At 70.8% G+C, this 22,983-nt stretch carries 21 protein-coding genes and 1 pseudogene; 8 read left to right on the forward strand and 14 right to left on the reverse strand.

Annotation, left to right across the window (positions count from 1 at the left end; all coding sequences use genetic code 11):
- Positions 1–19: 19 nt before the first annotated feature.
- Genes AB0C35_RS29650 through AB0C35_RS29670 form a run of 5 tightly spaced genes read right to left on the reverse strand, consistent with a single transcriptional unit; the run spans position 20 to position 4,026 of the window.
- Positions 20–592 carry a 3-hydroxyanthranilate 3,4-dioxygenase gene (locus AB0C35_RS29650; RefSeq protein ID WP_358462741.1) on the reverse strand — a complete coding sequence of 191 codons (573 nt, stop codon included), beginning with the start codon at positions 590–592 and terminating at the stop codon, positions 20–22.
- Positions 589–1,047, reverse strand: coding sequence for a RidA family protein (locus AB0C35_RS29655; protein WP_358462744.1), 459 nt, complete (start codon positions 1,045–1,047; stop codon positions 589–591). Before AB0C35_RS29655 ends, AB0C35_RS29650 begins: the two co-directional genes overlap by 4 nt.
- Entirely contained in the window at positions 1,047–1,790 is a 744-nt protein-coding gene (locus AB0C35_RS29660) for a fumarylacetoacetate hydrolase family protein (protein ID WP_358462747.1), read from the reverse strand. Before AB0C35_RS29660 ends, AB0C35_RS29655 begins: the two co-directional genes overlap by 1 nt.
- Entirely contained in the window at positions 1,790–2,578 is a 789-nt protein-coding gene (locus AB0C35_RS29665) for a fumarylacetoacetate hydrolase family protein (RefSeq protein WP_358462750.1), read from the reverse strand. The genes AB0C35_RS29660 and AB0C35_RS29665 overlap by 1 nt, the downstream gene beginning before the upstream one ends.
- Before the next feature lie 11 nt (positions 2,579–2,589).
- Positions 2,590–4,026, reverse strand: coding sequence for a 2-hydroxymuconic semialdehyde dehydrogenase (locus AB0C35_RS29670; RefSeq protein ID WP_358462752.1), 1,437 nt, complete (start codon positions 4,024–4,026; stop codon positions 2,590–2,592).
- Between the two features lie 108 nt (positions 4,027–4,134).
- On the opposite strand from AB0C35_RS29670, the gene AB0C35_RS29675 reads away from it, so the two are divergent.
- Entirely contained in the window at positions 4,135–5,061 is a 927-nt protein-coding gene (locus AB0C35_RS29675) for a LysR substrate-binding domain-containing protein (RefSeq protein WP_358462755.1), read from the forward strand.
- Here the strand turns inward: AB0C35_RS29675 and AB0C35_RS29680 are convergent.
- Both AB0C35_RS29680 and AB0C35_RS29685 read right to left on the reverse strand, forming a co-directional pair.
- Positions 5,051–5,914 carry an alpha/beta hydrolase gene (locus tag AB0C35_RS29680; RefSeq protein WP_358462758.1) on the reverse strand — a complete coding sequence of 288 codons (864 nt, stop codon included), beginning with the start codon at positions 5,912–5,914 and terminating at the stop codon, positions 5,051–5,053. The genes AB0C35_RS29675 and AB0C35_RS29680 overlap by 11 nt on opposite strands.
- A gap of 77 nt (positions 5,915–5,991) precedes the next feature.
- Complete coding sequence (locus AB0C35_RS29685) at positions 5,992–6,807, reverse strand: helix-turn-helix transcriptional regulator (protein WP_358462761.1); 816 nt, start codon at positions 6,805–6,807, stop codon at positions 5,992–5,994.
- Positions 6,808–6,821: 14 nt separating this feature from the next.
- On the opposite strand from AB0C35_RS29685, the gene AB0C35_RS29690 reads away from it, so the two are divergent.
- On the forward strand, positions 6,822–7,310 hold the full coding sequence (locus tag AB0C35_RS29690) for a nuclear transport factor 2 family protein (RefSeq protein WP_358462764.1): 489 nt from the start codon (positions 6,822–6,824) through the stop codon (positions 7,308–7,310).
- A 186-nt stretch (positions 7,311–7,496) separates the two neighbouring features.
- Here the strand turns inward: AB0C35_RS29690 and AB0C35_RS29695 are convergent, their stop codons facing one another.
- A complete protein-coding gene (locus tag AB0C35_RS29695; protein ID WP_358462767.1) occupies positions 7,497–7,871 on the reverse strand; it encodes a DUF397 domain-containing protein in 375 nt (124 codons plus the stop codon).
- Positions 7,868–8,695 (reverse strand): helix-turn-helix transcriptional regulator, encoded by an 828-nt coding sequence (locus AB0C35_RS29700; RefSeq protein WP_358462770.1) that lies wholly within the window; start codon positions 8,693–8,695, stop codon positions 7,868–7,870. Before AB0C35_RS29700 ends, AB0C35_RS29695 begins: the two co-directional genes overlap by 4 nt.
- Before the next feature lie 556 nt (positions 8,696–9,251).
- Here AB0C35_RS29700 and AB0C35_RS29705 point away from each other — a divergent pair.
- The 3 genes and pseudogenes from AB0C35_RS29705 to AB0C35_RS29715 form a co-directional block, all read left to right on the forward strand.
- Positions 9,252–9,677, forward strand: a complete 426-nt coding sequence (locus tag AB0C35_RS29705; protein WP_358462773.1) for a hypothetical protein — start codon at positions 9,252–9,254, stop codon at positions 9,675–9,677.
- 300 nt (positions 9,678–9,977) lie between these two features.
- Complete coding sequence (locus tag AB0C35_RS29710) at positions 9,978–11,405, forward strand: DUF222 domain-containing protein (RefSeq protein WP_358462776.1); 1,428 nt, start codon at positions 9,978–9,980, stop codon at positions 11,403–11,405.
- A gap of 310 nt (positions 11,406–11,715) precedes the next feature.
- Positions 11,716–12,491 (forward strand): annotated as a pseudogene (locus AB0C35_RS29715) (IS110 family transposase); the annotation flags it as partial.
- Between the two features lie 40 nt (positions 12,492–12,531).
- On the opposite strand, the gene AB0C35_RS29720 reads toward AB0C35_RS29715, so the two are convergent.
- Positions 12,532–14,106, reverse strand: a complete 1,575-nt coding sequence (locus AB0C35_RS29720; RefSeq protein WP_358462779.1) for an ATP-binding cassette domain-containing protein — start codon at positions 14,104–14,106, stop codon at positions 12,532–12,534.
- A gap of 74 nt (positions 14,107–14,180) precedes the next feature.
- Between AB0C35_RS29720 and AB0C35_RS29725 the strand changes: the two genes are divergently transcribed.
- Positions 14,181–14,846, forward strand: coding sequence for a TetR/AcrR family transcriptional regulator (locus AB0C35_RS29725; protein WP_358462782.1), 666 nt, complete (start codon positions 14,181–14,183; stop codon positions 14,844–14,846).
- On the opposite strand, the gene AB0C35_RS29730 is transcribed toward AB0C35_RS29725, so the two are convergent.
- The 4 genes from AB0C35_RS29730 to AB0C35_RS29745 form a co-directional block, all read right to left on the reverse strand.
- Positions 14,833–17,187 (reverse strand): penicillin acylase family protein, encoded by a 2,355-nt coding sequence (locus AB0C35_RS29730; protein ID WP_358462785.1) that lies wholly within the window; start codon positions 17,185–17,187, stop codon positions 14,833–14,835. The two genes, AB0C35_RS29725 and AB0C35_RS29730, sit on opposite strands and share 14 nt — an antisense overlap.
- Before the next feature lie 70 nt (positions 17,188–17,257).
- Positions 17,258–17,713 carry an NUDIX hydrolase gene (locus AB0C35_RS29735; RefSeq protein WP_358462788.1) on the reverse strand — a complete coding sequence of 152 codons (456 nt, stop codon included), beginning with the start codon at positions 17,711–17,713 and terminating at the stop codon, positions 17,258–17,260.
- Positions 17,710–18,348, reverse strand: coding sequence for a response regulator transcription factor (locus tag AB0C35_RS29740; RefSeq protein ID WP_358462791.1), 639 nt, complete (start codon positions 18,346–18,348; stop codon positions 17,710–17,712). The genes AB0C35_RS29735 and AB0C35_RS29740 overlap by 4 nt, the downstream gene beginning before the upstream one ends.
- Positions 18,336–19,595 (reverse strand): sensor domain-containing protein, encoded by a 1,260-nt coding sequence (locus tag AB0C35_RS29745; protein ID WP_358462794.1) that lies wholly within the window; start codon positions 19,593–19,595, stop codon positions 18,336–18,338. Before AB0C35_RS29745 ends, AB0C35_RS29740 begins: the two co-directional genes overlap by 13 nt.
- Positions 19,596–19,767: 172 nt before the next feature.
- Between AB0C35_RS29745 and AB0C35_RS29750 the strand changes: the two genes are divergently transcribed.
- On the forward strand, positions 19,768–20,526 hold the full coding sequence (locus AB0C35_RS29750; protein WP_358462797.1) for an ABC transporter ATP-binding protein: 759 nt from the start codon (positions 19,768–19,770) through the stop codon (positions 20,524–20,526).
- A gap of 8 nt (positions 20,527–20,534) precedes the next feature.
- Positions 20,535–22,970, forward strand: coding sequence for an ABC transporter permease (locus tag AB0C35_RS29755; protein ID WP_358462800.1), 2,436 nt, complete (start codon positions 20,535–20,537; stop codon positions 22,968–22,970).
- Positions 22,971–22,983: the final 13 nt, after the last annotated feature.

Raw genomic sequence — 22,983 nt, forward strand, 5'->3', positions numbered from 1 at the left:
CTGGCCGGACACGGGCTGGTCAGGCACGGGGGGCCGTGGTCGGGGTCATGGTCTGGGGCCACTTCTTGCCCGGGTGGACGGCGCCGCAGTTCGGGCACTTGCGGTCGCCGTCGTAGAAGCCCTGGAACGCGGGCGGCAGGTCGTCCACGATCGAACGGACCTGCAGTTCGGCGCGGTGGACGAGGTGGTGGCACTCGGGGCAGTACCACTCGAACGCCTCCTTCAGCCCCTCCGGCCTCGGGATCTCCACGACGAGCCCGATCGACCCCGCCTCGGGCCGCTGCGGCGAGTGCCGCACGTGCGGCGGCAGCAGGAAGACGTCGCCCTCGTTGATCTGCACGTCGCGCGGCGGGCGGCCCTCCTCCTCCATGACGCGCAGCACCATGTTGCCCTTGAGCTGGTAGAAGAACTCCTCGGTGGGGTCGTCGTGGAAGTCGGTCCGCTGGTTGGGACCCCCGACCACCATGATGATCAGGCCGGCCTCGTCGAACACCTGGACGTTGCCGACCGGCGGCTTGAGCAGGTCACGGTGCTCGTCGATCCAGGACTCGAAGTTGAACGGCGTTCCGAACGACAGCTGGGGCAGGGTCATGCTCCGGCCTCCTCATGGGCTGTGCGCCCGTCGGGTGTGCGGTCTCCGGGAATGTGCGCCACGCACGCGATCTCGATGAGCAGGTGCGGGTGCGGGAGCTGGTGGACGGCGACGGTGGTGCGGGCCGGGCCGGTCTCGTCGAAGTACTCTCCGTAGACCTCGTTGTACCCGCCGAAGTCGTTCATGCTCACCAGGTACGTGGTGACGTTGACGATGTCGGCCAGCCCTCCCCCGGCCGCGCCGAGGATGTCGCCGATGTTCTCGATGACGGCGCGGGTCTGCGCCCGGATGTCGAGGTCGGTGACGCCCATCGCGTCGGCGCTCGCCCCGGCGAACGTCCCGTCGGGGCGGCGCGAGCTCGTCCCGGACACGAACACGAGGTCGCCGGCCCGCTTGACGTGCGGGAACCGCCCGCGCGGCGCGGCCTTGCCCTCGACGAGGATCGCGTCGCCCATCACGTCGTCACCTCCACTCCGCCGAGCCCGGCGCCCGTGACGCGGACGTGCGCGTCCTTCGGGAGCGGCACGGCCGCCGTCGCGGCGCCCGCCAGGACGATCCAGCCGGGTTCGAGCTTCATGCCCGCGCCGAGCGCGAGCCGCGCCGCCGCCCGCAGCGACCGCGCCGGGTCGCCGAGGATCGCGGCGGACGAGCCCGTCTGCACCGGACGCCCGTCGATCTCCATGAGCAGCCCCGCGTTCGACACGTCGCGCGGCGCGTGCCAGGGCCCGAACCCGAACCGCGCCGCCGACGCGTTGTCGGCGATCACGTCCGGGAGGGTGAACTTGAAGTCGGCGTACCGCGAGTCGAGGACCTCGAACCCGACCGCGACGCCGGCCACGGCCGACTCGACCTCGGCGGCCGACCGGACCTCCCGCCCGATCAGGTAGGCGATCTCCGGCTCGATCCGCGGATGGATGAGGCGCGAGACGTCCACGGCCGACTCGGCGAGCATCCCGTCGGTGAGCAGGCCCCAGATGACGTCGTCCACGCCCATCTGGACCATCTTGGCGCGGCTGGTGAAGCCCATCTTCACCCCGGCGAGCCGTTCGCCCCTCCGGCGCCGCCGCTCGATCCCGGCGCGCTGCACCGCGTACGCGGTCGCCACGTCGAACGGCGCCGCGTCGGTCAGCTTCGGGATCGCCCGGACGTCCCGGGCGGCCTCGTCCAGCGTCGCCGCGAGGCGGTTCACGTCCACCATCACGCCTCCTCCTTGCCGAACGCGACGCGGACATCGCCCAGGCCGTCGATGCGGGCCTCGAACACGTCACCCTGGACGGCCGGGACCACGGGGCCGAGCGCACCGGTCAGCACGGTGTCGCCGGCGCGGAGCGGACGCCCGACGCGGGCGAGGGTGTCGGCGAGCCACAGCGCCGCGTTCAGCGGATGCCCGAGGCACGCGGCGCCGTTGCCGGTGGAGACCTGCTCGCCGCGCCGCTCCATGACCATCCCGCACAGGCGCAGGTCCACGTCCTTGAGGAGGACGGGACGGTTGCCGAGCGCGTACATGCCGGACGAGGCGTTGTCGGCGACGGTGTCGGCGAGCGTGATGTCCCAGTCACGGACCCGGCTGCCGACGACCTCGATGGCCGGCAGCGCGAACGCCGTCGCGCGGATCACGTCGGCGGCGGTGTGCCGCTCGTGGGTCAGGTCGTGCTCCAGCACGAGCGCGACCTCGGCCTCGGCGCGCGACTGCAGCACCGCGCCCGCGGGGATCTCCTCCCCGTCCGGGACGGCCATGTCGGCGAACAGCATCCCGAAGTCGGGGCTGTCCACGCCGATCTGCGCCTGCACGGCCCGCGACGTCAGGCCGATCTTGCGTCCGGCGAGGCGGCGGCCCTCGCCCAGCCACCGCTCGGTCACCCGGTCCTGGACGGCGTACGCGTCGTCCGCCGTCGTGATCAGGTCGCGGACGGGCGCACAGGGCGTGCCGGACGCGTAGGCGCCGAGAATCCGCTCGGCGGCGGCGTCGATGTCGGTGGTGGTCACGGGACTCGCTTTCAGATCTGGATGCACACGTTGACGGGCTCGGAGAAGAAGTCCAAGGAGTACTCTCCCCCTTCACGCCCGATCCCGGACGCTTTCACACCGCCGAACGGGGTGCGGAGATCGCGCAGGTTCCAGCAGTTCACCCAGACGATCCCCGTCTCGATCCGCGGCGCCACCCGGTGCGCCCTGGACAGGTCTCGCGTCCACATCGTCGAGGCGAGGCCGTAAGGGCTGTCGTTGGCGAGCGCAAGGGCCTCGTCCTCGGTGTCGAACGGCGCGACGTGGCAGACCGGCCCGAAGATCTCCTCCCTCACCGTGCGGGCCGTCTCCGGAAGGCCGGTGAGGACGGTCGGCTCCACATGGAAGCCGCCGTCCCTCTCGTCGCCGAACTCCGGTGCGCCGCCGCCCGCGACGACCGTGGCGCCCTCCTCGCGGGCGAGCCGGTAGTACGACAGGACCTTGTCGCGGTGCTCCGCCGAGATCATCGGCCCGTAGCCGTCGAGGGCCCGCGCGCGGCCGCCCAGCCTCTCGACGAACACGTCGAACACCGGCCGCTCGACGTAGACGCGCTCGGTGCACAGGCAGATCTGCCCGGAATGGGTGAACGACGACCGGACCGTACCGTCCACGGCGGCGTCGATGTCGGCGTCGGCGAAGACGAGCGCCGGGTTCTTGCCGCCCAGCTCGAACGACACGGGCGTGACGTGGTCGGCGGCGTTGCGCATGATCGCGGCTCCGGTGGCCGACTCCCCGGTGAACGCGATCGCGTCCACGCCCGGATGCCCGGTGAGGAACTCGCCCGCCGCACCCGCGCCATGCCCGTGCACCAGGTTGAACACACCGTCCGGAAGCCCGGCGGCATCGATCACCTGGGCGAGCAGCGTCGCCGTCGACGGCGTCTCCTCGGACGGCTTGAGCACGACGGCGTTGCCGCACGCCAGCGCGGGGGCGATCTTCCACGTCGACAGCAGCAGCGGAAGGTTCCACGGCGAGATGATCGCCACCACGCCCAGCGGCCGGCGCACCGTGTAGTTGAGCGCCTCCCCCGCCCCGGAGCTCCACCCGGGGACCTGCGTCATGTAGGCCCGTTCAGGACGCCCGTACAGCAGGTCTGCGTACGCGCGGAAGTTGCCCACCGCCCTCGGGACGTCGACGGTCGACGCGAACTCCCGGGATCTGCCGGTGTCGGCGACCTCGGCGTCGACGAACTCCTCGAACCGCGCCTGGATCCCATCGGCGACGGACCTCAGCGCGGCGACCCGCTCCTGGGCGCCCATCGCCGCCCAGGGTCCCTTCAGCGCGGTCCGTGCCGCGGTCACGGCATCGTCCACGACCTCCCGTGTGGCCTCCGGGACGGCGCCCAGTTCGGAGCCGTCGGCGGGGGCGATGAGCGGGAAGGAGGTCCCGTCCGAACGGAACACCCCGCCGACGTAGTGCTCAGCCTTCATCCGTCCCTCCCGGCATGGCTCGACGCCTCCGATCCTCCGCCCCGAAGCTATGCCTGGCAAATACCAATCGACCATGGAGGTATGACGATATTGTGATAGTAAGTTCTTATGCGCGCGATCGACCTGCTCAACGGACGGCTGAAACTCCGCCACCTCGTGCTGGTCGTCGCCATCGCCGACCACGGCAGCGTCCTGCGGGCCTCCGAGCACCTGCACCTGGCGCAGCCCGCCGTCACGCGCAGCCTGCGCGAGATGGAGAACATCCTCGGCGTCGAACTTTTCACCCGCGGCCCGCGCGGCGTCACACCCACGCTGTTCGGCGACGCGTTCATCGAGCACGCCCGCGCCGTCCTCGCCGAGCTGCGCCGCGCGGGCGAACGCATCACCGGCCTCGCGGACGGCGAGGTCGGCACCGTCACCATCGGCACGCTCCTCGCCGGCTCCAACGTCCTGCTCCCCCGCGCGATCGCCGCCCTGAAGGAGGACCGTCCCGGCATCACGGTGATCGTCCAGGAGGCCACGTTCGACGCCCAGGTCCCCCGCCTGCTCGACGGCGAGATCGACCTGATCCTCGGCCGCCTCAACCCCATCGACGACCTGCGCGGCCTCCGCCAGATCACCCTCTACGGCGAGCCCGTCCGCCTCGTCGCCCGCCGCGGCCACCCAGCCCGCCGCCGCCCGTCCCTCGGCCTCGCCGACCTTCTCGACTACCCGTGGGTGCTGCCCCTGGAGCAGACCGCGCTGCGCTCGGAACTGGAGCAGGTCTTCCGCGCGGAGGGCCTCGTCCTGCCGGGCAACCTGGTCGAATGCACGTCGGTCCTGACGGTCCGCACCCTGGTCCGCGACACCGACATGATCGCCGCCCTCCCCGAACTCGTGGCCCGCACCGACGCCGACATCACGCCGCTGCCCGTGCCGCTGGAGACCGTCCGCCGCCAGGTGGGCGTCACGCTCCCCGCCCACCGCGCCCCGACCCCGTCCGCGCGCCTCATGCTCGACCACCTCCACCGCGAGGCGGCCGTGCTCACCGCCTGATCAGGCCGAGCAGCGCCGCGCCGACCCGTGACTCCGGGTCGGCGAGGTCGAGGACGACGTCGAAATGGTCGCGGCCGGGCACGATCATGAGCTCACCGGCGTCCCACGCCGGCTGGAACAGCCGAGACTGCTCCAAGAACCCGTCCCCGTCGTTCTCCGCGACCACGAAAACGGCCGGACACCGGTACGCCGCCGGCAGCAGCGCCGGACTCAACGCCGCCGCCCGCTCAAGATCCAGCCGCACGGCCTCGTTCACGTAGACCCGGGTGATGGGACGGATGTCGAACAACCCGCTGATGGGCATCGCGGCCTTGACCACGTCCTCGGGAAGCCCGAGTGGCTCCTGCCACCCGCCGACCATCGTCATCCCGGTCAGGTGCCCGCCCGCCGAGCTGCCCCCGACCACGATCCGCTCGGGGTCGAGGCCATGTTCACGGCCGTGCCGGTGGACCCACGCGATGGACGCCCGCACCTGCCGGACGATCTCCTCCAGCGAAGCCTCCGGCGCCAGCGTGTAATCGGGCACCACCGTGGCGACACCCTGCTCGTGAAGCCCTCGCGCCATGAAGGACGAGACGTCCCGCGACAGCGCCATCCAGTAGCCGCCGTGCAGAAAGACGAACACCGGCCGCAAGCCCTCGCCGGTGCCCCAGACGTCCAGCCGCTCCCCGCTCGTCTCGTCGTAGACGATCCCGGGATGTCCGGGAAGACCGTCGACGGCCCGCTCCGACTCGGCCCGGTACCGCGCGATGTGCCGCGCGAAGAGCTCCTCCCCCGCCTTCCGCCGCACGTTGTAGGCGACGTCCAGTTCCTCGTCGCTCAACCCGCTCCCGGGCCAGTCGTCCACCACCACACCCCACTCCCGAGAAGCGTCCCCCGCCCGCCTACCGCGATCGAGTTCCGAGACGTCCCGTCACTATCACATGCCCGTCACGCATTCCGGGCTCGCTGTTCAGGGACGGCTCGAACGTCACCGCCGGTCTTCTCGAAATAGGCGGCGCTCTCCGCGTCCGCCGGGTAGTACGACTCGATCGCGACCTCGTCCAGCGTGATGTCCATCGGGGTACCGAACGTGGTGATGGTCGAGAACAGCCGCAGCTCCCGCCCGGCGACGCGAAGGATCATCGGGATGACGACATCGGACTCCACCGACCGGCTCGACGCGTCCTCGGAATCGGGCTCCAGCAGTTCCTCGTACAGCGCGGTGAGCTCGGCGTCGGGAGCGACGGCGAGCTGACGCCTGATCCGGGAGCGGAACACCCCACGCACGTCCACCAGGTTGACGACCAGTGGAGCGAACCCGCGCGGGTCCAGTCCGAGCCGCACGAGGTTGATCGGCGGCCGCAGCAGGTCGGGATCGACCCCGGCGAAAAACGGCTCGACCGCACGGTTGACCATCACGATGTTCCACCGGCGATCGAAGGCCAGCGCCGGGTACGGCTCATGCGCGCGGAGCACCCTCGCGACCGCGTCCCGGGCCGCCGACAGCGCCTCGTCCTCAAGCGGCCGCTCGGTGTACCGGGGTGCGAAGCCTGCCGCGAGCAGCAGCCGGTTGCGATCGCGCAAGGGCACATCGAGCTGGTCCGCGAGCCGCAGGACCATGTCGGCGCTCGGGTTGGACTTGCCCGTCTCGACCAGGCTGACGTGGCGAGCCGAGACGTCGGCCGCGATCGCGAGATCGAGTTGGCTGAGCCGCCGGCGATGCCGCCACTGCCGCAAGAGCTCCCCGATCGTGTGCACGGTCATCGAGGGTACTCATCGTGGAGCCGGACGCCATGAAATGGGATTTCATCGACAATCCTCGCGACCGTGGAAACACTGCGTCCATGACCACCGACAAGTCCATGACCACTGACAGATCCATGACCACTGACAACAAGAGCATCGTTCAACGGGCACTGGCGGAACTGATCGAGGCGGGCAGCGTCGACGCGCTCGACCCGTTGCTGAGCGACGGCTTCGTCCATCACAGGCCGGACTCGACCTCCTCGACCAAGGCCGAATGGCTCGCCGCTGTGAACGCGGCACTCACCCCGCTGGCCGGTATGCAGGTCGAGGTCCACCACCTGCTGGCCGACGGTGATCACGTCGTGATGCATTCGCGGCGGCGACTGCCCGGCGGCCCGGAGATCACGGTCGTCGACATCTGGCGGTTCGACGATGGCCTGATCGCCGAATGCTGGGAGATCATCGAGCCGGCGGCCCAAGCGGCCGCCAACCTGGCATGGTGGGAGCCCGCCGAGCGCTAACCGCTCGAATTCCGGCCGGCGCGCGGGCTGCGATCCGTCTCGGACGGTGCGCACTAATTTGGACTGGATCAGGTCCTTGTTGGTGGCGCGCGAGCGGGGCCGGGCAACGGCGGAGAAGGATGCGGCGGCGGGACGTGAAAGCCCCCGGCCCGTGCGTTCACGGTTCGGGGGCTTCTGCTCGTGATCTCAGGCCAGGTCGAGCGTCCCGCCCTTCACGCGACCCGCGAACGCCTGCCACGCGTCGGCCCCGAACACCAACTTCGGCCCATCCGGGTCCTTCGAGTCCCGCACCGCCACCGAGGCCGCCGCCCTCAAGTCCGCCACCTCGACGCACGCTCCACCGGTGTTGTCACTCTTGCTGCTCTTGCGCCATTGCATGGACACAGGATTCACGGAAGCAACCTCCACGCACTCAGCTCCCGATGAGTCGCTGTAGCTGCTCTTCTGCCACTGCACAGCGGCAACGGGGACCACCGAACCAACTTCAACACAGGAGCCCCCGGAAGAATCACTGTGGCTGCACTTACGCCAGTGCACGGCCGACACATAGGGCCCATTCATTGGCTCTCCAAGATCGTTCGGAGCAGCTCCAGGGAATCACCGGCAGACATCGCCGCACCTCTGATCAAATCAAACTGTATCCCATAGGTCCGGACAGCGTCGATGTGATCGATCAGCTGCGCACCCAGATACCCACCGACGTGCACGATGTCAGGATCTTGCGCGAAGCTCAGGACCATGAAGGCACCAGGCAGGCCCGCATAGGAGCCCCGGCCCGCTGGAACGATCTGAAGCGTGATGTGGTGCAGGCTCGCCAGGTCAATCAGATGTTGAACCTGTCCCTTCATCACCTCACGCCCACCAATCGGACGACGGACGGCACCCTCATCGAGGATTACTACCAGGTGGGGCGGATTCTTGCGCTTGAGAATCGCCTGCCGCTCCATCCGAGTCACGACGAGCTGCTCCGCCTCCTCCGTGGTCCTCCCCTCCCTGAGCACCTCGAAGGCGTACTCGGGTGTCTGGAGCAGGCCAGTGATGACCATCGTCTCGAAGATGTGCATTCCCATCGCCTCGGCCTCCCGCGCGATGAAGTCGGGGAAGCCTGGGGGTAGGACGGCGAGGCGTCCGAAGCGCTGGATCCACTCCCAGAGGCGGTGGAAGGTCCCGTTCGTCTGGAAGCAGGTGTCGCAGTCTCGGGCGAAATCCTCTGAAGGCCCATATTTGCCCGATTCGAGCTGTCCGATCCACTGAGGGGTGTATCCGAGCTTCTCAGCGAGTTGTGGACGGGACATACCGGCAGCTTCCCGATATGCGCGCAGTTCGACGCCGAAGTACTCGACCGGCGAAGAGGGGACATCGGGGTCGCGAGGACGGCGGGGCATGGGGAGCCTCCAAGATCCGAAAGCGGCGCGGTTTTCTAACCGCGCACGGGGGGCCTTCATTGTTTGGGCTTCTCGCCCTTCCAGAAGATAGCCCGATTACAGGAAGCTTGGAAGCGGTAACGGAGAGAAATCGACCTCGAAAGCTCGAACTGATCATGGACACGCCCGTCACCCCCGCTAACCACGCATTGGCCCAGCTCCGACAGGACTTCAAAGGACATCGGATCTGGCGCGCCACACGCCACGACGGCAAGCCCGGCGACTGGGTCGCCACTCTGCACGACCCAAAAGCCGGCATAGAGCCGACCCTTGTACGCACCAGTGCAGAAGAACTCCGCAGGGCGCTAACCCTCGAACTCAATCGCGTGACCAATCGACCCACGGGCCAGCCCAGCAGGTGGGACCGATGGTAATGCGATGGAACGGACCCCAAGGACGCCCTACGCCGGAACCCACTTCCTCTGTGACGACCCATCTCGACAGGCTCTCAACGGAAGTCACCCGGGAAGGTTGGCAGGCCCTCCCCCGCTACGACGGGCCGCGTCCACTTCTCCGGGTGTTCGATCCCGCCGTGCCCCATTTCGGCGAAAGCATCAGCCTCGTCCGGGAATCGACGTCTCGCACCTGGTGGTACCAGTCCAGCACGGGCGAGAACCTGGCCCCCTACAACCGGCCCGGCCTCGCGGCCACGAAGATCACCCGCATCCTTACGCCATTCGTCACCGCCGCGCTCGCCGCGCGGACACACCAGAAGACCGCGATCGACGCGACCCGCCCCGACATCCCCTCCATGCCCGACCCCGCTCACGCAGTGACCATCGCCGAACTGCAGCAGCGGTTCAACGGCGTCGTCTGCTGGTGGGGCATCACCACCCAGGAGTGGTGGGCGCTCATCCCCGGCGGGACGCAGTGGAAGATCGTCAACGCGCCCGACCCCGACGACCTCATCCAGGCCGTCCTCAAAGCCCGCCCCAACGGATGACGCACAAGTCGCCGCGCGGCCGGTAGGTGCCCCCCAACTGGAAAGGCGCCGATACAGGCCGATTGTTCACGTTGCCGCGGAGGCGAACCTCTCCCGCTCGTGCACGTCAAGGTGCGTCAAGGTGGGCCGACCACGTGCCCCGCGCAGGACACCGGGCTCAGCGGGGCCCCAGATGAACAGGCCAGTACCCATGCGCGGACCAAACCACTGATCCGGCTCGGCTGTCGGCTGTCCGGAGGGTCTCAATATTCTCACCCAGAATCTGTGGGACGGAGCGTGAGTGTTCGATAACATGAAGTCATGTGTTCGACTGAGATCGACGTGGCGTCGATGTCCACCGGTGAGCTGGTGGACGCGGCGGCGTTGATCGCGGCCGAGCTCGCCCAGCGGGACGCGCCCGCATCGGCGGCCGTTTGCATGCAGGACGCCGAAACCCTGGCCCGCGCCACCGACCTGCACGAAAGCACTCTCGCCCTCTTGATCGGACGGGTGGACGTCTCCGGGGAGATGCGCCGCTGGGGCCTGCCGTCCACCCGCGCATGGCTGCGCACTCATATGGGAATGCGCGAGGCGCGCGCCAAGGAGCGCATCAACCTGGCCCGTCAGCGTGACCGCCTGCCCGGCGTCACCCGGAGATTGGCTGCCGGAGAGTTGTCCCACGGGTACGCCGCCACCATCGCCGGTGCGGTCGTCCGCCTGGACGACGATGACTGTGCGACGGCCGAAGAGATCCTTCTCGACCTGGCCGGGCAGGGATTCTCCGCTGGGAAGGTCGCGGCGTTCGGCAACAAGATCACCGACCTGATCGCCGAACGCGACGGCACCGAGACCCCCTGCCCCGACTCTCGGCGTGGGTACGAGCGGTCCTGGATCGACTCCACCCGCTCTCTGGACGGCGGCCGGTTCATCAAGGGCTGGCTCAACGCCGAGGACGCCGCCGTCTGGGACGGCACCCTCGGTCCTCTGGCCAAACCGGCCGGGACCGACGACCGCCGCGACCTGTCAGAACGCACCGCGGCCGCGCTGACCTCCGTCCTGTCCGGCGGGCACCGGGGCACCAAGGTCACCGTCATCTGCGACCTCGACACCCTCACCGGCGGCACCGCCCCCGCCCGGCTGACCGACGGCACCCCCATCCCCGCCGAACAGGCCCGCCGCATCGCCCTGACCGCCGGAGTGTCACCCCTCCTCCTGGGACGCGGCAACATCCCGCTCTACCTCGGCCGCGCCGTTCGTTTCGCCAGCCCGGGACAGCGCCGAGTTCTCGAAACGCTGTACCCCACCTGTGTGGTGGGCGGTTGCGAAGTTCCGGGGACGCAGTGCGAGGTGGATCACGTGTCCGGCTGGGCGTTGGGCGACAGCCCCACCGACATCGACAACCTGGCTCTGACCTGCGGATTCCACAATCGCTTCAAGGCGGCCAACCCTGACCAGGTCCACATCGCCCGAGCCGCCGACGGACGCCACGTCTACCGGCTCCAACCACCCCGGGACACCCGTGGCCGGCACCGTCCACCACCGGAACCACCCTCCGGCATCCCGAACCCCTGGGAGCCGGAACACCTGACCGCCACACCCGGTTCATCTACACCCAACTCATCTACAGCCGACCCACCTACAGCCAACTTGTCGTGCGCACCGGATCCGAGCCCGCGACGACGGTACCGGCGCCGCATTTCACGGAAAGGAACCTTCTACCGGGGGAACCGCCAAACCGCCGGTCCTTGAGATCCCCCAGCCGCATTCCGCCGTCAGGACCTGACCGTCCGCCCCGTCACGACCTCCCCGTCATGTTCTTCGCGGTCCTACAAGAAGGCCGCTGGCTTCGGACCCGGCATGACTGTTCCCTCTGTCGATCCGATGACCTGGGGGTGGTGTCACTGGGCCCGTGGGTGCCGTCGGAGACGCTGATGGGAGGCCCGACCACTGCCTGGCCTGGTGCAATGCCCGGTCGTTTTGCGGGCGGCAGGCCTGCATTACGTGGATGCGCGTGTACGACGCCTGTGGCCGGCCCGTGCGAGCAGTTGGGGGTGTCAGGTTGTTCAACACAGAAGAGGTGGGCGTCTTCCTTGCCTGGACGTCGGGAAGAGCGCTCATCATGGTCACGGGCTGACCGTCGCCGGGCAGGAAGGGTCTTCGACAAGCCGCTGCCCAACCGGGAACCGAAGCTGCAAGACGTGTTCGACAAGCTCACCGCCGAGTTCGGGACCGTGGTGGTCGTGGTCGACCAGCCCGCATCCATCGGCGCGCCGCCGCCGGCGGTGGCCCGGGACACGGGCTGCAAGGTCGCCTGCCTGCCCGGCCTGGCCATGCGGCGGATCACCGGCCTCTACCCAGGCGAGGCCAAGGCCGACGCCGAGAAAGCGGTGATCACTGACGCCGCCCGCACCATTCGGCATGGCCTTCGGTCGCTGGAACTCACCGACGAGATCACCGCCGGGCTGACCGTCCTGGTCGGCTTCGAGCAGGATCTGGCCGCCGGGGCCAACCGCATCGGCAATCGGATCCGCCGTCTGCTCACCCGGTTCCACCCGCGCCTCGAACGCGTCCTCGGGCCGAGACTCGATCACCCGGCCGTCACCTGGCTACTGGCGCGTGACGGCTCTCCGGCGCACTCCACAATGCCGGACGGCGCAGGCCCGTCGAACTGACTCGCCGCAAGGCCCCGCGCATGCCGAACGGCTCATCGACGAAGTCTTCGCCGCCCTCGACGAGCAGACCCGTGATCGTCCCTGGAACGAGCACCCCAGCACCCTCGACCCGGTGATCCCCTCGCTCGCCTGCTCCCTGACGGTCGTTCACCAGCAGCGACAGTGAGTGTCGAGTTGAACCGTACAGACCCGACGCCGGCGCGTCATTTCCACCATGGCGTGGGCGACTCGTGGACGTCGCCGGTGGAGGCGAAGATCAGGTAGCGGTCGAAGTCTGCGGCGAACCAGCGGTCGTGGGTGACGGCCAGTACGGTGCCCGAGTAGGACGCCAGGCCCTCTTGGAGCGCTTCGGCGCTGGCCAGGTCGAGGTTGTCGGTCGGCTCGTCCAGCAGGAGAAGTGTCGCGCCCGACAGTTCGAGGAGCAGGATCTGCAGGCGGGCCTGCTGGCCGCCGGATAGCGTTTCGAACGGACGGGAGCCGGCGGGGGCCAGTTCGTAGCGGGCCAGCGCGGCCATGGCGTCGTTGCGGGTCAGTGCGTTCTCTGACATGACGATTTCCGCGGGGGTGCGGCCGAGCAGGTCTGGGCGTGCATGCGTCTGGACGAAGAGGCCGGGGACCACGCGGGCGCCCAGGCGGAAAGCTCCCGTGTGCGGGAGGCCGTGTCCGGCCAAGAGGCGCAGGAACGTCGATTTGCCCGAGCCGTTGGAGCCGAGTACCGCCACGCGTTCGCCGTACCAGATCTCGGTGTCGAAAGGGAGCGTCAAGCCCGTCAGTTCCAGGGATTCGCAGATCAGGGCACGCTTGCCGGTGCGGCCGCCGCGTAGGCGCATTCGCACGTTCTGTTCCTTCGGGGCGCTCTGCGGCGGTCCTGCTTCCTCGAAGCGTTGCAGGCGGGTGCGGGCGGCCTGGTAGGAGGACGCGACCGCGTCGTTGTTGGTGGCGCGTTGGCGGAGCGTGTGGACGAGTTGCTTGAGACGTGTGTGCTCCTCGTCCCAGCGGCGGCGCAGTTCGTGGAGGCGTTCGGTGCGTTCGCGGCGGGCCGGTGCGTAGCCCGAGAACCCGCCGCCGTGTATCCAGACGTCCCGCGACTCCACGGTGACGATGCGGTCGGCGGTGTCCGCGAGGAGTCGGCGGTCGTGGGACACCAGCAGGACGGTCTTGCTCGTGGCGCGCAGTTTCTCGGCCAGCCATTCCTTGGCCGGGACGTCCAGGTAGTTGTCGGGTTCGTCCAGCAGGAGGACCTCGTCCGGGCCGCGCAGGAGTGCCTCCAGAACGAGGCGTTTCTGCTCGCCGCCCGACAAGGTGTTCACCCCTCGGGCCTTCACCTCGTCGAAAGGGAGGCCCAGCGCTGCTGTGGTGCAGGTGTCCCAGACGACTTCGATGTCGTACCCGCCGGCGTCGGTGTAGTCGGTGATGGCCTGCGCGTAGGCGAGTTGGCCGCGTTCGTCGTCCAGGTCGCGTTCGGTGGCCGCGAGTCGGTCCGCGGTGAGCCGCACGCGCTCGGGGGCGATCGAGAGCAGGAGGTCGCGGACCGTCCGTCCGTCGCGGACGCTGCCGATGAACTGGCGCATCACGCCGAGGCCGCCGGAGCCCGTCACGACGCCTTCCGATGGCCGGACGTCGCCCGCGATCAGCCGCAGCAGTGTCGTCTTGCCCGCACCGTTGGGTCCGACGAGCGCCGCCTTGGTGCCTTCGCCGACGCGGAATGACACGTCGTCCAGGAGGAGTCGGCCGTCAGGGAGCGCGAAGGTCAGGCGGCTCACCTCGATGTGCCCCATGCCATCCTCCCGTACGTCGTTCGGGTGACCGGATCAACGGTCTAGTACTCGTCCAATGTACTAGCGTTGGACGCATGAGCGAGAGCGTGTGGCTGCGGCAGCAACGTCCGCGCAGGGAGGCGCCGCCTCTGACCCGGGAACGCATCGTCGGCGAGGCCGTGGCGCTGCTGGACGAGAAGGGCGTCGGGCGGTTGACGATGCGGCGGCTCGCCGAGCGTCTCAACACCGGGTCCACGACCCTGTACTGGCACGTCAAGACGAAGGACGATGTGCTGGAACTGGCGCTCGACGCCATTTTCGGCGATGTCTCCCTGCCTGAGGCGGGGCCCGACTGGCGCGCTGACGTGATCGCGCTGATGTCGGGATGGCGGGCCGCGATGCTGAGCCACCCGTGGTCGGCGGCGGTTCTGGGCGGACGTCCGCTTCTGGGCCCCAACGTCATGGCCCGCACTGATTTCCTGTACGGCGTTCTGGCCGCGGCAGGGCTGGCCGGTCCGCGGCTCGCCGGCGCCGCGTACGCGGTCGCGAACTACGTCATCGGCTCAGCGCTCATGGAGGTCGGAGCGCGGCGCGATGAGACCGTGGCGCATGACGCCGCCGCGGAGCATCTCGTCCGCAACCGCGATCGGTATCCGCATCTCGCCGCGCACGGTCATCTGAGCGGGGACGAGTGGGATGCCGCGTTCGTCCATGGGCTGGAGTGCCTTCTGGACGGGTTGGCCCGGGTCAGCCTCCGTTGAGTTCGACGACCTTCAGGCCCGGCGCCGTGTTGATCTCTTGTGGGCAGAAGCTCTCGGTGACCCAGCGCTTCGCGGAGAAGAGGCGGGTCTGGTCGGCGTAGTGCGGGGAGGTCGGGTCGGCGGACTGCGAGTACGTCATCAGGGTCCGCGTGTCCGGGCAGCGGCCGCCGTCGAAGGAGACCACCTGGACGTAGCTGGAGCCGGTCCGGACCTCGGTGTAGCCCTTGCCGGGCGTCCACGTGGCCTCGATCTTGTTGAGGATGCCGAGGCCTTCGGTGCCGCCGCCGAGCGGGATCCTCTCGCCGTTGCGGGTGACGTACTGGTGGTCGCCGAGGGGCGCGTCGAGGGGGATGTCCGACTTCCGGAGTTCGTCGACCGCGTCGATCAGGGCCTTGCGGGCCGCCCAGGAGCCGGTGTTGAAATCGCGTGGCGTGTTGACCGCGTCGGACGCGTCGAAGGGCGTCTTCCACAGGTCCCACGCGGCGGTGGCCTTGCGCCAGTAGCGGTCGAACAGGAGGGCGCCGCGGCTGCCCGCGTCGGCCGTCCCGTCCCACTCGGCGAGGACGTCGCAGGGTTCGCCGAGCCGCATGTCGCGGCACATCTTCACGGTGCCGTCGGCGGCCAGTTCGCCCGCGTGGTTGCGGTTGGCGAAGACGAGGTCCTGCATGTCGGCCCGGGTGAACGGGCTCTCGCCGAGCTGGTCCTGGACGGCGACGAGGCCGCTGCGGGTGCGCAGGCTCCGGGCGGCGTTCTCGTCGCCGATGATGCGGTCGTAGCCGGTCAGCGGCTTCTCGGGGTTCGACAGCCAGTAGCTGTCGTTGGAGTTGGTGACGTAGTCGGCGCGGTTCAGCACCGGGTAGCGGCCGGGGTCGAGGATGCCCGGCTGGACGGTTCCGGGGGCCTTGCCCGGCGCGCAGGACGACCGGGTGCCGTCCAGGATCGCGAGACCGGCCTGGCGGAACGTCAGGTGGCCGAGGAGGCTGTTGCAGCGGTCCGCGAACTCGTCGGTGACGTTGGGCAGCACCTGGATCTGGGCGAAGAGCGCCTTGCCTCGCGAGTCGGCGGCGATGGTGTTGACCCAGGGCAGACCTTGGGTCTTCTTCAATGCGCGGACGGCGTCGTCGGTGGTGCGTGCTTGGCCCAGGGCGAGTGACGTGTTGGCGAGGCGGACGTTGGTGGCGTTCGGGTCGGTGATCGCGTACGCGTTCCACGTCGTCCACGGGAGGTCGACGGACGAGACGGACGTGACGATCGGGCCGTAGCGGCTGCGCCACTGCGTCTTCGTCACCGGCTTGAGTGAGCCGTCTTGCTGTTCGACCTGGACGGTGACCCGCCGCTCGGTCATCTTCTCTTTCTTGCCGTCAACGAAGTAGGACGTCGGGTCGCCGGGCACCAGGCGCAGTTCCGTAAGGGTCAGGGGCACGCCTGTGGCGACGGTGTGGCTCCACGCGAAGGTGGAGTTGTGGCCGATGTTGACCACGGGCGAGCCCAGAAGGCCTGCGCCGCTGACGTTGAGTTTGCCCGGGATCGTCTGGTGCATTTGCCAGAATCGCCGCCCGTTGTGCCACGGGTAGTGCGGGTTGCCGAGGAGGAGCCCGCGCCCGTTCGCGGTGCCCTGGCCGCCCACGGCGATCGCGTTGCTGCCCATGCCGGCGTCCGGCAGCAGGTTCCGGGCCGCCTCGGCGGCCTCCTGCGGCGACTGCGTCCTGCGCCGCACCGTGTTCTCCCCGGGTGGACCGGCCGCGATGATCTGGTCGGTGACCATGCCGGACCCGCCGAGCATGGCGAGGGCGTAGCCGCGCCGGTGGACGTCCAGTTCGGTGATGGGCCGCAGCCACGGCGCGCCCTTGCACGCCGGGTCGGTGATCTCGCCTTCGCGCAGGAACCGGTTGTATCCGGCCGCCCAGCCGCGGCTCAGCTCGTGCACCTCGGCGGTCGGGCCGTAGGGGGCGGGCGCGGCGATCAGCTTCTCGACGATGCCGCTGTCGTTGACGGCCGTGAAGAACACGTCGCTGGCCAGGTTGGTGGACGCCGACGACAGCGAACCGTCGGGGGCGGCGTCCGGGCCGAAGTGCTTGGATCGTTCCCCGCTCAGGGTGACGACGCCCTGCGCTATCAGGCAGACGTTGTCCTTCGCAGCCGCGTAGCCGGTGCCGTATCCGAGTCCGGCGTAGTCCTTGGCCGTGATGTGCGGGATGCCGTACTGGGTGTAGCGGATGGTCGCCGACATGCCGCGCCCCGCGCGCAACTCGGTGGCGGCGGATCCCGTGGCGGTCACGGGCGTCAGTGCTGCGGCGGTGAGCACGGCGGCTCCCGCCACGCGCAGGAGGGTTCGCGGCATGTGCGGCTCCTTGATCACAGAGGCACCGCAAAATTCGCATACGCCGACAACCCTGACAAGCCCCTGAGCGCTACGGCAGCAGGCCGGGGAGGTCCGCCGCGTGGTCATGGAGGTACGCGGCGAGCGTCTCGGGGATGAGGTCGATGGACGCCAGGCCGGCGGAGGTGCAGGTCACGTGGTCGACGTCGTAGCGGCCGTTGCGGGGGTCGTCGAATTCGGGGCCGTGCCTGCGGAACACGTCCATCGAGGTCAGGCGGCACACGTAGAACGTGTTGAGGCGGTACAGGCCGGGGCTCTGCTCCCCGCACGCGAACACCTGGCGGACGGGCCCCGCGGTGGCGCCCAGTTCCTCGTCCAGTTCGCGTCGCAGCGCCGCCTCGGGGCTCGCGTCCTCGGGTTCGATCTTGCCGCCGGGGGTCGTCCAGTAGACGGGACGGCCCGGGCGGGTGCGCCGGATCAGGACCAGCGCGTCGCCGTCCAGCAGCAGCGCCCGGACGGCCCGCCGGACCCGCAAGGTCCCGCTCACGCGTTCAGGTAGGCCAGGACGGCGAGTACGCGACGGTGCCCGCTGTCGGTGTGGGGAAGGCCGAGCTTGGCGAACACCGCGCCGATGTGCTTGCTGACCGACCGTTCGGTGATGACGAGGGTGGACGCGATCGTCGCGTTGTCGAGGCCCTGCGCCATCAGGCCGAGGACCTCGCGTTCGCGGGGCGTGAGGGCCCGCAGCGGGTCCCGGCGGGTCGTCATCAGCTGGGAGACGACCTCGGGGTCGAGGGCGGTGCCGCCGGCGGCGACGCGGGCCAGCGCGTCCAGGAACTCGCCGACGCGGCCGACGCGGTCCTTGAGCAGGTAGCCGATGCCCTCCGCGCCGCCCGCGAGCAGTTCGGCGGCGTAGGTCTCCTCGACGTACTGCGACAGGACCAGCAGCGGCAGGCCGGGGAGCCGTACGCGGGCCTCGACGGCGGCGCGCAGCCCCTCGTCGCGGAACCCCGGAGGCAGCCGCACGTCGAGGACGGCGGCGTCCGGACGGTGCGTCAGCAGAGCGGGCAGCACGTCCGGGCCGGTGCCCGCGACGGCGACGACCTCGTGCCCTTCCGAGGTCAGCAGCATGACGAGTCCCTCGCGGAGGAGCACGTTGTCCTCGGCGATCACGATCCGCACGGCAGATCCACGGTGAGCGTCGTCCCTTCCCCGTCGGGGCTGTCGATGCGGGTGGCCCCGTCGAGCGCGGCGACCCTGCGGCGGATACCGGCGAGGCCGCTGCCCCGGTCCGGGTCGGCCCCGCCCTTGCCATCATCGCGCACCGCGATCGTCAGCCGGCCGGGCGCGCGGCGGACGGCGACCCGCCCGTTGCGGGCGCCGCTGTGCTTGGCGATGTTGGTGAGGGCCTCGGCGACGACGAAGTACGCGGCGGCCTCGACGGCGGCGGGCGCCCGCCCCTCCGCCGCGCCGCCCATGTCGATGTCCAGCTCGACGGGGATCGGCTGACCGGCGGCGAGGGCGCGCAGCGCCCCCGCCAGGCCCCGGTCCGACAGGATCGGCGGGTAGATGCCGCGGATCACCGTCCGCAGCTGGACGAGCGCCTCCTCGACGCCTTCCCTGGCCTCCAGGAACAGCTCGCGCGCCGCGTCCGGGTCGGCTTCGAAGCGGCGGTCGGCGAGTCCGAGGCGGAGCGCGGCGGCGACGAGCTGGGCCTGCGTGCCGTCGTGCAGGTCGCGTTCGATGCGGCGCAGCTCGGCGCCGTGCGCCTCCAGGGCCTCGGCGCGGGTCTCGGTGAGTTCCTCGACCCGCTCGCTGAGGCTCGTGCGCGTCGTGGGGGTGAGCAGGACCTCCGCCAGCCGGGCCTGCCAGCGGGCGAACCGCGGCACCAGCCACAGGAGGATGAAAACGTCGAGGGCGCCCTGAAGGAACGGCAGCGTCAGCGCCTTCGGCCAGCCGTCCAGTGTGACGAACGCGGCCACGGACCCTTCGGGCGCCGCCCACCACCACAGCGGCAGCGAGAGCGTGTACGGGACGGCCGCCCAGATCCCCACCGCGATCACGGCGGCCTGCAGGCAGGTGAGCCCGTGCACCGCCATCCAGGCGGCGTCCCGCCAGGTGTCCGGCGACCGCACCAGCCGGCGCGCCTCCCGCAGCCCTCCGTCGCGCGGCGGCCGGTACGGCTCGGGGATCTCGCGGCCGAGGATCCGGCCGGCCCTGCGCCGCTCGGCGTTGGCGAGCGCACGCAGCGGCTTCACGGCCGACGGGAGCCACGGCAGGGCGATCCACATCAGGGCCAGGAAGGCCGTCAGCGGGACGAGCCCGAGCAATGCGGGCAGGCCGGTCCGCAGCGCGCCGACCAGCTGCCCGGTCGCGTCCGCGCTCCGCCTCAGCGCGCCCCTCAGATCACGGCTCGTTTCGCTGGTCATGTCACCTCGCAGCACACCGTAAGCCACCTCGCGACCCCCCGCATCCGGGCGTGCACCCAGGCCGGTGGTGTAGCCCGCTACACCATCGATTCGGGAGAGCGCGCCCATGTGCCGGACCGCCTCCGAAACCTAGGTTCGACCAGGTGAGAGCGGCATCCGACGGAGGGGCACCATGACGACGATGACGGCCGGGGCGACCGCGCCGGTGGACCGCGAACCCGCCGATCCGGCATCGGTCGGACTGGAGTCGGTCAGCAGGACCTACGGCGAAGTGCGTGCGCTGGACGGCGTCACCTGGGCGTTCCCGCGCGGCACGTTCACCGCGGTGATGGGGCCGTCCGGGTCGGGCAAGAGCACGTTCCTGCACTGCGCGTCCGGGCTCGACCGGCCGAGCGAGGGCACCGTCCGGATCGGCGGCGTGGACATCGGCGGGCTCAGCGAGACCAAGCGGACGCGCCTGCGCCGTGAGCGGATCGGGTTCGTGTTCCAGGCCTTCAACCTGATCCCCTCCATGGACGTCGAGCAGAACATCACGCTGCCGCTGCGCCTCGGCGGCACCGACCCCGACCCGGCCTGGCTGGACGAGGTCGTCCGGCGCGTCGGGCTCGCGGACCGGCTGCGGCACCGGCCGCCGGAGCTGTCGGGCGGCCAGCAGCAGCGCGCCGCCATCGCCCGCGCCGTGATCACCCGCCCCGAGGTCGTCTTCGCGGACGAGCCGACGGGGGCCCTCGACCCACGCGCGGCCCGCGACGTCCTGCGGATGCTGCGCGAGTCGGTCGACGTGACCGGACGGACGCTGGTGCTGGTCACCCACGACCCGGTGGCCGCCGCGTGGGCCGACTCCGTCGTGTTCCTCAGCCGGGGCCGGATCGTCGACGAGATGGCGGCCCCGACCGCCTCCGCCGTCATGGCCCGCTGGGAGTCCCTGTGAGCAAGGGCATGGCGAGGAACACGGGCGCGCACATCGGGATCTTCGCGGCCCTGCTGTTCGCGGCCGCGCTGGTCGGGGCGTGCGGGGTGCTGCTGGAGTCGGCGTTGCGCGCGCACGCGCCGGTCGAGCGGTACGGCGCGGCCGAGGCGGTCGTGACCGGGCCGCAGAGCGTCGAGCACCGGGTGAAACGGCTCGGGGAGAAGCCGGAGGAGCAGAGCCGGCCGCTGACCGGCCCGGCCCGGGTGCCGGCCGGCGCGGCGGCGAGGCTGCTGGCGGTCCCCGGGGTCCGGAACGTCGTCGCGGACGTGTCGTTCCCCGTCCTGCTCACTTCGGGGCGGGCGGTGACGGGCCACGGCTGGGAGTCGGCGGCGCTGCGCCCGTACAGGCTGAGCGCGGGCCGCCCCCCGCAGGCACCGGACGAGGTCGTGCTGAGCGCGTCGGCCGGCGTCCGGCCGGGCGCGCTGGTCCGGATCCAGGCAGACGCGAAGCCCCGCCCGTACCGGGTCACCGGCGTCGTCGCGGACGGCCCGGATGCGGCGTTCTTCACCGCGCCGACGGCCGCGGCCCTGTACGGGCATCCGGGCCAGGCCGATGCCTTGGCCGTGCTCGGTGGCGAGGAGCTGGACGAGGACGCCCTCCGCGCGGCGGTTCCCGGTCTCACCGTGGCGACCGGGGCGGCGCGCGGCGACGCCGAAGACCTGTCCGTGGCCGCCGCGCGGCCCGACATCGTGGAGATCGCCGCGTCGCTCGGCGGCGTGGCGGGGATGACCGCGATCGTGGTCGTCGGCGGGCTGATCGTCCTGTCGGTGCGGGAGCGGGCGCGCGAGTTCGCGCTGCTCCGCGCGGTCGGCGCCACCCCCGGGCAGGTGCGGGCGCTTCTCGTGCGCGAGATGGCCCGGATCGGGGCGCCGGCCGCGCTCGCCGGCGGTGTCCTGTCCCTGGGGCTCGGCGCGGCGATGCACGCGGCGCTGGTCCGCGAGGACGTCCTGCCGGACGGTTTCGGCCTGTCGCTCAGCCCGCTGCCGGCGCTGGCCGCGTTCGCGCTGACGCTGCTCGCAGCCGTCGCGACCGCGTACCTCGCCTCGCTGCGGGTGTCGGGCATCCGCCCGGTGGAGGCGCTGGGCGAGGCCGCCGCCGAACCCGCGGGGCTGCCCCGATGGCGTGTGATCAGCGGCGCGGTGTTCCTCGTCGCCGGCCTGAACGCGCTCGGGTTCTCGGCCACGGCCACCGGCCCGGCCGCGAACGCGTCGATCGGCGGCCTGGTCATCGCGCTGATCGTCGCGACGGCGCTGCTGGGTCCGCTGGTGGCCCGGCTCGGCGACCGGGTGCTGGGCGGCGCGGCGCAGGCCGTGTCGCCGGTGGCCGGCGGGATGGCCCGGCACGCGGCGCGCGCCGCCGCGCTGCGCGCCGGGTCGCTCATCACGCCGGTCGCCCTGGCCGTCGCGTTCGCGGGCGTCCAGCTGTTCGCGCAGACCACCGTCGCCCACGCGACGCGGGTGCAGGCGGACGACGGCGGCCGCGCGGACCAGATCGTCGTCGCGGCCGGGCCGGGGCTTCCGCGGGGCGTCGCCGAGGCGGTGCGCCGCACGCCCGGTGTGACCGCGGCGACGCCCGTCAAGCGCACCACGGTCGTCATGCCGGTCAAGGAACTGGGCGAGGAGAACCTCCGGTCGCTGAACGCCCGGGGCGTCGGCGCCGGCGCCGCAGCGGCCTTCGACCCCGGCGTGTCGTCCGGGCGGCTCGGCGATCTGCGGGGGGACGCCGTCGCGCTCAGCCGGGACGTCGCCGGCGGACGCGGCGTGGGGTCGACGGCGACGCTGTGGCTCGGCGACGGGACGAAGGTCGAGGCCCGCGTGGTCGCCGTGTACGACCGGGGCCTCGGCTTCGGCGACGTGCTCCTGCCCCACGACCTCGTCGCCGCGCACTCCCCGTCGCCTCTGGACGACCACGTCCTCGTCCGCGGGAACGCCGATCTGACCTCCGTCACCGCCGCGTACGCGGGCACCCGCGTGGTCGGCCCGGACGCGTTCGGCGCGAGCCTGTCGCGGGAGATCCGGCTGCAGGGCTTCGTCGGCCGGGTGGTCGTCGCCGCGATCACCGCGTTCATCGTCATCGGCCTCGTCACGACGCTGGCCCTGGCGACGGCGGCGCGGCGGCGCGAGTTCGCGCTGCTGAGGCTGGCCGGCGCGACCCGCCGGCAGGTGCTCCGCATGCTGCGGCTGGAGGCCGCGATCGTGCTCGGCACCGGCGTCGCGGCCGGGTCCCTCATCGCGGGGGTGACGCTGCCGGTGTTCGCCCTGGCGGTCACCGGGCTCCCGCTGCCGTCGATCTCGCCCGCGGCCTGCGCGGCGGTCCTGATCGGCGTGGCCGGTTCCGGCGCCGCCGCGATCCTGCTGCCCGCCCGGGCCGTGCTCCCCCGGCGCACCCCTCCCACCCTTTCCTGAACACCCCCTCCTT

Origin of the sequence: Spirillospora sp. NPDC048819, from assembly GCF_040650055.1 — a bacterium.
Lineage (GTDB): Bacteria > Actinomycetota > Actinomycetes > Streptosporangiales > Streptosporangiaceae > Spirillospora.

Excerpts from the sequence above, each read along its gene's own strand:
- AB0C35_RS29650 (WP_358462741.1), bottom strand. The coding sequence starts at position 592 with ATGACCCTGCCCCAGCTGTCGTTCGGAACGCCGTTCAACTTCGAGTCC.
- AB0C35_RS29655 (WP_358462744.1), bottom strand. The coding sequence starts at position 1,047 with ATGGGCGACGCGATCCTCGTCGAGGGCAAGGCCGCGCCGCGCGGGCGG.
- AB0C35_RS29660 (WP_358462747.1), bottom strand. The coding sequence starts at position 1,790 with ATGGTGGACGTGAACCGCCTCGCGGCGACGCTGGACGAGGCCGCCCGG.
- AB0C35_RS29670 (WP_358462752.1), bottom strand. The coding sequence starts at position 4,026 with ATGAAGGCTGAGCACTACGTCGGCGGGGTGTTCCGTTCGGACGGGACC.
- AB0C35_RS29675 (WP_358462755.1), top strand. The coding sequence starts at position 4,135 with ATGCGCGCGATCGACCTGCTCAACGGACGGCTGAAACTCCGCCACCTC.
- AB0C35_RS29685 (WP_358462761.1), bottom strand. The coding sequence starts at position 6,807 with ATGACCGTGCACACGATCGGGGAGCTCTTGCGGCAGTGGCGGCATCGC.
- AB0C35_RS29695 (WP_358462767.1), bottom strand. The coding sequence starts at position 7,871 with ATGAATGGGCCCTATGTGTCGGCCGTGCACTGGCGTAAGTGCAGCCAC.
- AB0C35_RS29700 (WP_358462770.1), bottom strand. The coding sequence starts at position 8,695 with ATGCCCCGCCGTCCTCGCGACCCCGATGTCCCCTCTTCGCCGGTCGAG.
- AB0C35_RS29710 (WP_358462776.1), top strand. The coding sequence starts at position 9,978 with ATGTGTTCGACTGAGATCGACGTGGCGTCGATGTCCACCGGTGAGCTG.
- AB0C35_RS29720 (WP_358462779.1), bottom strand. The coding sequence starts at position 14,106 with ATGGGGCACATCGAGGTGAGCCGCCTGACCTTCGCGCTCCCTGACGGC.
- AB0C35_RS29725 (WP_358462782.1), top strand. The coding sequence starts at position 14,181 with ATGAGCGAGAGCGTGTGGCTGCGGCAGCAACGTCCGCGCAGGGAGGCG.
- AB0C35_RS29730 (WP_358462785.1), bottom strand. The coding sequence starts at position 17,187 with ATGCCGCGAACCCTCCTGCGCGTGGCGGGAGCCGCCGTGCTCACCGCC.
- AB0C35_RS29745 (WP_358462794.1), bottom strand. The coding sequence starts at position 19,595 with ATGACCAGCGAAACGAGCCGTGATCTGAGGGGCGCGCTGAGGCGGAGC.
- AB0C35_RS29750 (WP_358462797.1), top strand. The coding sequence starts at position 19,768 with ATGACGACGATGACGGCCGGGGCGACCGCGCCGGTGGACCGCGAACCC.
- AB0C35_RS29755 (WP_358462800.1), top strand. The coding sequence starts at position 20,535 with ATGGCGAGGAACACGGGCGCGCACATCGGGATCTTCGCGGCCCTGCTG.